Genomic DNA, 9,754 nt, shown 5'->3' with positions numbered 1-9,754 from the left:
ATGTGGATGGCAACGAAGCTATCGGCTCGCCGACTACCCAGGCCAATCTGGGCGTTGACTGGATGGTACCGGGCGTATTTTTTCGAACAGTACGCCGATCTGGCCAATACCCAGGAAGTCCCGTCCTGGACCCGTTTCGATCTGGGCGCGCGCTACACCACCTTCATCAACGATGCGCAGCAGGTGACCCTGCGTGCTCGCGTGGAGAACGTGGCTGATCGCGACTACTGGGCGTCGGCCGGTGGCTACCCGGGCTCCGGTTATCTGACCGTTGGCGCGCCGCGTACGCTGATCGTCTCTACCACGCTGGATTTCTGAGCAGAGGCGAGGGCGGGTAATGTTGAGTGCAGGTTCGCTTAAGGTCTGGTCCTGGTTGCATACCTGGACCAGCCTGGTCTGTACGGTATTCATGCTGCTGCTGTGCCTGACCGGGTTGCCGTTGATTTTCCATCACGAGATCGGTCACCTGCTGGGCACCGAGGCCGAGCCGGCAGAAATGCCGGCCGATACGCCGCGGATCAGCCTGGATCGGGTAGTCGATATTGCCGGGGAGCGGCATCCTGATCTGGGCGGTATGTTTCTCTCCCAGGAGATGGACGATGACCGCATCTGGTATCTGACGATGTCACCAACGCCGCGCTCCCACGACGGCCTCAAGCAGGTCGCAGTGGATGCCCGCACCGGCGAGATACTGGTGGAGCCGCAGTTGGAAAGCGGCTTCATGTACGTCATAAACAGTCTGCATATCGATCTCTTCGCCGGTTTGCCCGGCATGCTGTTTCTCGGTTTGATGGGCTTTCTGTTGTTGATCTCGCTGGTGTCCGGCGCGGTGCTCTACGCCCCCTTCATGCGCAAGTTGCGCTTCGGCGAAGTGCGCCGTGAGCGGACCAAACGTATCAAATGGCTGGACCTGCATAACGTGCTGGGTATCGTCACGCTGGTCTGGTTCTTCGTCGTCGGCGCTACCGGTGTGATCAATGCCTGGGCCGATCTGCTGGTGGATTACTGGCAGGAGGATCAGCTCAGCGAAATGGTTGCGCCTTACGCGGGCAAGCCGGTGCCAGAGCAGATCGGCTCACTTGAAGCGGCGGTGCAGGCTGCACGGAGACTGGAGCCGGGCATGAGCGTGCAGTTTGTCGCGTTTCCCGGCACCACGTTCTCCAGCCCGCATCACTACGGTGTGTTCATGCGCGGTAACGAGCCTTTGACCTCCCGCCTGTCCAAACCGGTGCTGGTCGATGCAACCACCTCCGAGGTGACTGACAGCCGCGAATTGCCCTGGTACTTCAAGGTACTGCAGGTATCGCAGCCACTGCATTTTGGTGACTATGGCGGACGCGGCGTGCAGATTCTCTGGGCGGTGCTGGATATTCTTACCATCGTGGTGCTGGGTAGTGGATTGTATCTGTGGTTCGCCAAGCGCCGCAGACGCTCCGCGCAATCGGTCGAAATCAGTGATGCAACTAAGCTCTCCGGGGGCAAAGCATGATCAGGCCACGCAGGGGCAGTGCATTGAATATCTGGCTCTGGCCGGTCTTGCTCGGCATGTTGAGCGCGGCTGGGCTGGCGGGCGCGCTGATCGGTGATGGCTGGTGGGATATCGCCTCCACCGCCGCATTGGGTGTCGTCACGCTGGTCTGCTTCCGCTTCTGGCTGGTACCCAGCGACGCTACTGTCAGGGCACCGCGCCGTTAGAGTAGCTCCGGTCATCGCGTGTCAGCCGCTTAGGGATTTGAAAAGTGGATGTAGTCACCGACTGGCTGCTATTAAACCTGCTGATCAGGTCCGATGGTTAATGCCGGGAAAAGTTTTCTTGACGCAAACCGTCTGAGCACATAGATTCAAGCCATGAAGCTATTCAACGTGACCACCAGCCAGATGATTATGACCGCCATTCCACCATTGGCGGGCTGACTCACGTCGCTCTGAAAACCCGCCCTCGAGGCGGGTTTTTTGTTTCTGTCTCCGGGGCCTGCAACCTGACAGGAGTCTGTATGTCCCTTGCACTCGCGCAGCCAGCTGCCGCCGATTCTGAGGCTTTCCCGCAAACGGAGACGAGCTTTCCCTCGCTTCATCGTAGCTACGTCACCCGGATTCTCCGCGCGCCGGTCTATGACATTGCAATCGAAACACCCTTGCAGCACGCACCGCGACTTTCTGCTGCCCTGGGCAACCAGGTATGGCTCAAGCGCGAGGACCTGCAACCGGTTCACTCGTTCAAGATTCGCGGTGCCTACACGCGGGTTGCGGCGCTCGACAGCCAGGCGCGCAATCGCGGCGTAATCACCGCTTCCGCCGGTAACCACGCCCAGGGGCTGGCGCTGGCGGCGCAGAAGCTGGGCATCGAGGCGACCATCGTCATGCCCCTGAGTACTCCGGATATCAAGCTCCAGGGTGTGCGCTCACGTGGTGCGGAAGTGGTGCTCTATGGCGAGACCTTTGCCGAATCACTGGACTACGCCATAGGACTTGCCGAAACGCGGGGCCATACCTTCGTGCCGCCCTATGACGATGCGGATGTGATTGCCGGGCAGGGCACCGTAGGTCTGGAGCTTCTACGCCAGCACCAGGGTCGGTTGGACGCGATATTTGTACCGGTAGGCGGCGGGGGATTGATTGCCGGCATAGCGGCCTATGTGAAGTATCTGCGCCCGGAGGTGCGGGTCATCGGCGTTGAGCCGGTGGGTTCCAATTGTCTGCAAGCTGCGTTGGCGGCCGGTGAGCGGGTGATATTGCCCAGGGTGGATCGCTTTGCCGATGGCGTGGCGGTGGCGCAAATTGGCCAACTGAACTTCGAGTTGTGCCGTCACCTGGTCGATGAGGTGATCACGGTAAGCACGGATCAGATCTGCTCGGCGGTCCGCGACATCTACGAGGACACCCGCTCGATTGCCGAGCCTGCCGGCGCTTTGGCGGCCGCTGGGATCCGGTCCTATGTAGCCCGGGAGCGCTGCCGCGACCAGGTGCTGGTAGGAATCAATTCCGGGGCCAATATCGATTTCAGCAATCTGGGTCTGATCGCCGAGCGCGCCCGGCATGGCGACTGAGCGCAACGGGACGGGATCAGATAAAGCCGATCCCGAGTTGAAACAGTTTCTCGACGGCGCGCACGGCCTTCTTGTCGGCGACAAACAGGATCACGTGGTCGCCGTCTGCGATGACCGTGTCATGGTGGGCCATGATCACCTGTTCCCCCCTGACCACTGCGCCAACACTGGTACCGGCGGGCAAGGCCAGTTCGTCAACACGACGCCCGACGACCCGCGAGCTGTCCATGTCGCCGTGGGCTATCGCCTCCAGCGCCTCAGCCGCTCCGCGTCTGAGCGAGTGCACCGACACTACATCGCCACGGCGTACATGGGTGAGTAATGCGCTGATGGTCGATTGCTGTGGTGACAGGGCGATGTCGATCAGGCCGCCTTGCACCAGATCCACGTAGGCGGAATTGTTGATAAGCGTGATAACGGTGCGGGCCCCCAGCTTCTTGGCCAGCATCGAGGCCATCACATTGGCCTCCTCATCATTGGTCAGGGCCAGGAACACATCGGTAGCTTCTATGTTTTCTTCAATCAGCAGTTCGCGGTCGGACGCATTGCCGTGGAGGATGGTGCTCCCGTGCAACTGTTGGGACAGATGCTCGCAGCGAGCCATGTTCTGCTCGATTATCTTCACCTGATAATGGCCTTCGATGCTGGTTGCCAGCCGTGCGCCGATGTTGCCCCCGCCAGCGATGATGATGCGTTTGTAAGGTCGATCCAGGCGCCGGAGCTCGGCCATTACCTGGCGAATATCCGGTCTGGCGGCGATGAAGAACACCTCATCTTCAGCTTCGATGACGGTATCGCCATCGGGCATGATCGGCTGCTCCTTGCGGAAAATGGCGGCCACCCGCAAGTCGATATCCGGGAGATGTTCTCGCAAGGTTCTTATGCGCTGGCCTACCAGCGCACCGCCGTAGCGCGCTTTTACCGCCACCAGCTGCACCCTGCCGTCGGCAAAGTCGAGAACTTGTAGCGCGCCAGGGTATTGCAACAGCCGCTTGATCCCCTGGGTAATCAGCGACTCGGGGCTGATCAATACATCAATGGGTACTGCTTCGCGACTGAACAGCAACTGGTCCCGGGCCAGATAATCGGGTTCGCGTACGCGGGCGATGCGGGTAGGAATATTGAACAGGCTGTAGCCGACCTGACAGGCGATCATGTTGATTTCGTCGCTATTGGTCACCGCGACCAGCATGTCGGCGTCATCCGCTCCGGCTTTGCCGAGTATTTGCGGATGTGAGCCGGAACCCTGCAGGGTGCGCAGGTCGAGACGGTCCTGCAGTTCGCGAAGCCGGCGGCTGTCAGTGTCGACAACAGTGATGTCGTTGTCTTCGCCTGCCAGATGTTCGGCCAGTGTTCCACCGACCTGGCCGGCGCCCAGAATGATGATGCGCATGAACTACTCCTGATGAGTTGCTGCATGCGTTCATTGTTTGCCAGTGGTGTGTAAACAAACCATGCCAGGCTTCGCCCGGGGTCGTAAAAATTGCGTATACGTCAGTCGGCCTGGCCGATAAACCGGTAACCCACACCCGATTCGGTCTCGATATGGCGTGGCGCCGTGGGGTCGTCCCCCAGCTTGCTGCGCAGGCGTCCGATGAAGATTCGCAGATAGTGGGTATCGTGGGTGTGGTGCGGCCCCCAGATCTCCTTCAACAGCTGCTGTTGGGTAACGATCCTCCCGGGGTGGGCGATGAGACTGCGCAATAACTCGAATTCCTTTTTCGACAGATGCAGATCTTCTCCGGCCAGGCTCACCCGTCGGTCAAGCAGGTCGACACGCAGGTAGCCGTCGTCGTAGCCGGTCGGTGGCACTGCAACGTCACCAAAGGTCCGCAAAACCGACCGAATACGCGCCAGTAGCTCGTTGGCGCCGAAGGGCTTCTCCACGTAGTCATTGGCCCCGTTGTCCAGGGCTAGCACCTTGTCTTTCTCTCCATTACGCACCGAAAGCACGATCACCGGGCCCTTGTAGAATTCACGCATTTGCTGAAGTAGCAACTGCCCGTCCATATCGGGCAAACCCAGGTCCATGATGACCAGGTCGGGCTGATGCAGGGCGGCCTGCTGGAGGCCCTGCCGGGCGTCTTCAGCCTCGAGCAGTTGGTAACCCTGCGAACCCAGGCATATGGTCAGGAAGCGGCGGATCTGTGGTTCGTCGTCGATGATCAGGACGTGCGTCAAAGGTCGTCCTCCTGCATTGTTGTCGGAGTCGCCAGGGGCAGGCTGATTCGCACCCGTGCGCCGTCACCCGGGGCGCTGTCTTCTACCGACGTGCGGCCACCGTGGGCGGCGACGATGCTCCTGCAGATGGCAAGCCCCAGCCCGGTGCCGGCGGCGTACTGATCCCCATGGCTGAAGGTGTGGAACATGTCGAATACCTGTGCTCGTTTGTCAGGAGCAATGCCGGGGCCGCTGTCGCTGACGTCGAGATGCAGCCAGTTATCGTCTTGCAGCGCCTGGAGCCGAATATGCCCGTTGGCGGGCGAGAAACGGATGGCATTCTCCAGGACGTTGAACAGGGCCTGCTCGATCAGCGCCGGATGAACGTGCAGCAGTGGCAGATCAGGTGGGATGTCGATCTTGAGCTCGATATCTTTCAACAGAGGTCGGCTACGACGAATCACCACGCTTATCAGATCGTCCAGGCCAATCCAGTCCCGGTCCAGGCTCAGCTCGCCATGCCCCAGACGCGTCATGTCCAGCAGCTTCTGAATATAGCGATCAAGCCGCCGCGCCTCGGTTAGGGTGTTGTCCAGCAGCTCCGCCCGTTGGCTGGCGTCCAGGGAGTCCGACAGATCTATCAGGCTGGATACCGAACCAATCATGGTCGACAACGGCGTGCGCAGGTCGTGGGATACAGAGGAAAGCAGGGCGGAGCGTAACTGCTCGCGCTCCTTGTCCAGGGTTTCCTGTTTCAGCGATTCGCCCAGTTCGATTCTGCCCCAGGCCAGGCTTGCCAGGTTTACCAATACGTCCAGGCGCTCGCGGTGCCATGCGCTGGTTGGCTCTGTAGCAGACAGCCTGATGGTATTGGCTGCCTCTCCCCTGGAGCCATGGAACAACACGTTTACACCGCCCGGGTCCTCATGCCAACTGACCGTCCGTGGGGATGCTGAAAGTGTTGTGGCGTCCGGCTCGACGCTGCGGGCATACCAGTCGAGGGTTTCTTCCAGTTGGACTGCAAACGCCTTGATCAGGGTCGTCCGGTCCACGCAGACGGAAAGCGCTCTGGCGCAAGCCATTTGTTGTTCATTCCAGCGTTCGCTGGCTCGCAGCGCAGCGACTTGTTCGCTAAGTCTGCCAGCCATCTGTCCGGTGATCAGGGCCACCATTGCCAGCAGGGCAGCAGTGAGTGCGTCCTCCCGGTGCAGCATGCGCAATGAATACCGAGGCTCGGTCAGAAAGAAGTTATAGGCTGCGAAGCTCAACAGAGCGCATACCAGGGCAGGCCATACCCGGGTGCTGATGGCCGTCACCAGTACTGCAGCCAGATAGATCAGCGCCAGGTTGGCAGCGGGCATGACGCTGGCCAGCAGCAACGCCAGCCCAGTGGCAACCAACGGTGTCAGCCAGGGTAAAGTGAAACAGAGCAGATCCTTGCGGGTCAGTTTTTGCAGTGTCATTGAGTTGGTCAGCCCCGCCAGAACATGGGAGAAAACAGTACCATCACGGTCATCAGTTCCAGACGACCCAGCAGCATCGCAAAGGATAGCAGCCATTTGGCCGCATCCGGCAGCGATGCAAAGTTGCCAGCCGGGCCAACGATGTCGCCTAGCCCGGGGCCGACGTTGGTGAGGGCCGTAGCGGTAGCGGTCAGGCTGGTGACCAGGTCGAGTCCCATCATCGCCAGCACCAGAGTAAATCCGGCCAGACACAGGAAAAACAGAAAGGAGAACGCAATGGCGGAAAGGATGATGTCGTCGGCCACCGGCTTGCCGGCGTATTGGGTAACAAATACGCCGTTGGGATGCACCAGCTTGCGTACCTGGCTGCGCAGAAACAGATAGCTCAGCTGGAAACGGAAAATCTTCATGCCGCCGCTAGTGGAACCCGAGCAACCCCCGATGAACATTACTACAAAGAACAGCGCTACGCTGAAGGGCCCCCAGAGTGTGTAGTCGGTTGAGGCGTATCCGGTCGTGGTAATGACCGACACCAGGTTGAAAATCGAGTGGGTCAGGGCCTCAAAGGCTGAATGCGAACCCTGAAAGACCAGATAAAGCGTAAGCAGGGCCGTGACCGCAGCAACAATACCCAACAGCCCGATCACTTGCTGATTATTCAGCGTGGCAAGCCGGGGGCGGCGGGCAAAGCCGATGATCATGGTGAAGGGTACCGCTCCCAGCAGCATGAACCCGGTGGCGATCCACAGTACTGCGCTGCCGAAACGACCCATGGAGCGGTCATCGGTAGCAAAACCGCCGGTGGACACCGTTGTCATCGCATGGTTTACCGCGTCGAATGGGCTCATGCCCGCTAGCCAGTAACTGAGTGTGCAGGCGGCGGTGATGGTCAGGTACGTGACGAGCAATGCTCTGGCCAGGGTCTGGATGCGCGGCATGGACTTGTCTGACCAGTCGGAAGACTCGGTATGAAACAGCCGCATGCCGCCCACGCGCAGAAAGGGCAGGATAGATACTGCCATTCCGATTACCCCCAGACCCCCAAGCCATTGAAGAATCGACCGCCAAAGCAGCAGGCTGGCGGGCAAGGTTTCCAGGCCCGAGAAAACCGTTGAGCCGGTGGTAGTGATGCCGGAGACCGCCTCGAACCAGGCGTCGGTAAAGGCCACGTCATAATGGCTGAGAAACAGCGGCAGGGCCCCGCCCAGCGACATCATCAGCCAACTGGCACTGGTCAGGAGGTAAAGCTGGCGCGACACCAGATTGAATTTTCCGCCGCGGCAAAGCATGACCATAGCCAGGCCCAGAGTCGCCATTACCGCAGCGCTGTAGAGAAAGACCGGCAGCTCGGGATCTGCCCATACCCAGGCTGCCGCGCTGACGCATAGCATCAGCCCGGTCATGATGAGGCTCAGGATGCCGCATACATAAATGATCGGCCGTATGAATTTGAACATGAGTCTGGCTCCCTAACGATAGGGCCAGACTAGAGTCTGCGGGCATAAACAAACGAGCTGCAAAGGGCATGATGCCCGTAAAAAAGGCGTAAACACGGCATACCATCCGGGCCTATTTCACGCTCTGGCTCGGCTCATCCTGGCTTTCAACACAATGGCCAGGCCGCCGATCACCGCGACGGCAGCAACCAGCATGCGCAGGGAAAGCGGCTCACCGAGCAGCAGCACGCCTGCTACCGCAGCCAGAATGGGTACGGAAAGCTGAAGGGATGCTGCCTGCATGGCGCCCAGGCCTCTCAGTGCGCTGTACCAGATGGCATATCCGAGCGCCGAAGTGAGGGCGCCCGAGAGGATCGCATACAGAGCGCCCTCGGTATCCCAGTTGATCCGGTCCAGAAAAGGCAGTGCAGCGAGAAGCACCAGGGGGACGGAGCGCAGGAAGTTGTCGGCGGTCGTTGCCAGGGGATCCACAGAGCCTCTGCCCAAAAGTGAATAGGCGCCCCAGGCAAGACCGGATACCAGCATGATCAGTGCACTTCCCAGCGGTGGAGCGCTGCTGCCTGGTAGTAGCAGAGCGAGAACGCCAATCGTCGCCAGCACCAGTCCGGCGGTTGCCGCAGGGCTGAGTCGTTCGCCGCGGAAAAGACCGAACGCTAGCATGCTCAATTGCACTGCGCCAAACAGCAGCAATGCACCTGTGCCTGTATCCAGGCGTATATAGGCGAAGGAAAACGCTGCAGCATAGACGGTCAGAGCCAGTGCGCCTGCCCAGTTACCAGACGCCGGTCGTGCCCGTTTACGCAGGCTCAGCAGCAGCCACAGCACTATCGCACCGCTGACAATGCGTAGCACGGTAAAGCTCGCGGCATCGATCCGGGTATCGGCTAGTGCCAGGCGGCACAGAACCGAATTGCCGGCAAAGGCGAGCATGGCGATGCCTGCCATCAACAGGGTAGGCAGCGCTAGCGTCCGCTCCGCTGCCGCGGGCATTACACCAGCTCGATACGGTCGGCGTGGATCACGATGCGGCCCTGCTTGAAGAGCCCGCCAATTGCTTTCTTGAAGTTGCCCTTGCTGACGCCGAACTGGCGAGTGATGACTTCTGGAGGACTCTTGTCGCTGACCGACAGTGAGCCACCATTGGCCTGTAACTTGTCCAGAATCTGTTGTTGCAGCGCATCGGCGGCTTGGGCGCCGACGGGCTGCAGGCTGAGGCTGATCTTGCCATCGGGGCGCACTTCACGGATATAACCCTGCTCGCGCATCCCGCCGCGCAGAAATTTGAAAGCCTCGTTCTTGTGGATCAGACCCCAGTGCTCTCCGTTGATAATCGCCTTGAAGCCCAGGTCGGTGGTGCCGACTACCAGCAGATCGACCGCCTGCCCGGTGGAGTAACGGGCGGGCGTCTTGTCCAGGTGGCGATCGAGGTGTGCGGTCGCGGTAATACGGCGGGTGTGTTTGTCCAGGTACAGATAGACGACAACATAATCGCCTTCCTTGAGGGGGCGCTTTTCTTCGGAATGCGGCAGCAGCACATCCTTGGGCAGACCCCAGTCCAGGAAGAGACCAATCTTGTTGATCTCCTTCACCTTCAAACTGGCAAACTCGCCGACCTGCGCCTTGGGCG

The 9,754-nt window shown here is 60.0% G+C and carries 8 protein-coding genes and 2 pseudogenes; 4 read left to right on the top strand and 6 right to left on the bottom strand.

Annotation, left to right across the window (positions count from 1 at the left end):
• The 4 genes and pseudogenes from FZF01_RS19475 to ilvA all read left to right on the top strand — a co-directional run.
• A pseudogene (locus FZF01_RS19475) lies at nucleotides 1–318 on the top strand (TonB-dependent receptor); the annotation flags it as partial.
• A gap of 22 nt (nucleotides 319–340) precedes the next feature.
• A complete protein-coding gene (locus tag FZF01_RS00325) occupies nucleotides 341–1,489 on the top strand; it encodes a PepSY-associated TM helix domain-containing protein (RefSeq protein ID WP_150276688.1) in 1,149 nt (382 codons plus the stop codon).
• Nucleotides 1,486–1,695, top strand: coding sequence for a hypothetical protein (locus FZF01_RS00320; RefSeq protein ID WP_150276120.1), 210 nt, complete (start codon nucleotides 1,486–1,488; stop codon nucleotides 1,693–1,695). Before FZF01_RS00325 ends, FZF01_RS00320 begins: the two co-directional genes overlap by 4 nt.
• A 299-nt stretch (nucleotides 1,696–1,994) precedes the next feature.
• Nucleotides 1,995–3,044, top strand: a pseudogene (ilvA, locus tag FZF01_RS00315) (threonine ammonia-lyase, biosynthetic); the annotation flags it as partial.
• A 19-nt stretch (nucleotides 3,045–3,063) separates the two neighbouring features.
• Here the strand turns inward: ilvA and trkA are convergent.
• From trkA to FZF01_RS00285, 6 genes are all read right to left on the bottom strand, one after another.
• Nucleotides 3,064–4,440, bottom strand: a complete 1,377-nt coding sequence (gene trkA / locus FZF01_RS00310; protein ID WP_150276118.1) for a Trk system potassium transporter TrkA — start codon at nucleotides 4,438–4,440, stop codon at nucleotides 3,064–3,066.
• Between the two features lie 101 nt (nucleotides 4,441–4,541).
• On the bottom strand, nucleotides 4,542–5,228 hold the full coding sequence (locus FZF01_RS00305) for a response regulator (protein ID WP_150276117.1): 687 nt from the start codon (nucleotides 5,226–5,228) through the stop codon (nucleotides 4,542–4,544).
• Nucleotides 5,225–6,766, bottom strand: coding sequence for a sensor histidine kinase (locus FZF01_RS00300; RefSeq protein WP_150276116.1), 1,542 nt, complete (start codon nucleotides 6,764–6,766; stop codon nucleotides 5,225–5,227). The genes FZF01_RS00305 and FZF01_RS00300 overlap by 4 nt, the downstream gene beginning before the upstream one ends.
• Nucleotides 6,679–8,127, bottom strand: a complete 1,449-nt coding sequence (locus FZF01_RS00295; protein ID WP_150276115.1) for a TrkH family potassium uptake protein — start codon at nucleotides 8,125–8,127, stop codon at nucleotides 6,679–6,681. Before FZF01_RS00295 ends, FZF01_RS00300 begins: the two co-directional genes overlap by 88 nt.
• A 117-nt stretch (nucleotides 8,128–8,244) precedes the next feature.
• Complete coding sequence (locus FZF01_RS00290; protein WP_150276114.1) at nucleotides 8,245–9,117, bottom strand: DMT family transporter; 873 nt, start codon at nucleotides 9,115–9,117, stop codon at nucleotides 8,245–8,247.
• On the bottom strand, nucleotides 9,117–9,754 hold a 638-nt coding region (locus tag FZF01_RS00285), incomplete at its 5' end, for a CvfB family protein (protein ID WP_223825332.1). The genes FZF01_RS00290 and FZF01_RS00285, both read right to left, overlap by 1 nt.

Source organism: Halopseudomonas salina (assembly GCF_008641105.1).
Note: the sequence above shows the minus strand (reverse complement) of the source record. Positions and strands in the feature narration are given on the sequence as shown.

Coding starts and splice junctions, on each gene's coding strand:
- trkA (WP_150276118.1), bottom strand. CDS start 4,440: ATGCGCATCATCATTCTGGGCGCCGGCCAGGTCGGTGGAACACTGGCC.
- FZF01_RS00300 (WP_150276116.1), bottom strand. CDS start 6,766: ATGGCTGCTATCCTTTGCGATGCTGCTGGGTCGTCTGGAACTGATGAC.
- FZF01_RS00320 (WP_150276120.1), top strand. CDS start 1,486: ATGATCAGGCCACGCAGGGGCAGTGCATTGAATATCTGGCTCTGGCCG.
- FZF01_RS00295 (WP_150276115.1), bottom strand. CDS start 8,127: ATGTTCAAATTCATACGGCCGATCATTTATGTATGCGGCATCCTGAGC.
- FZF01_RS00290 (WP_150276114.1), bottom strand. CDS start 9,117: ATGCCCGCGGCAGCGGAGCGGACGCTAGCGCTGCCTACCCTGTTGATG.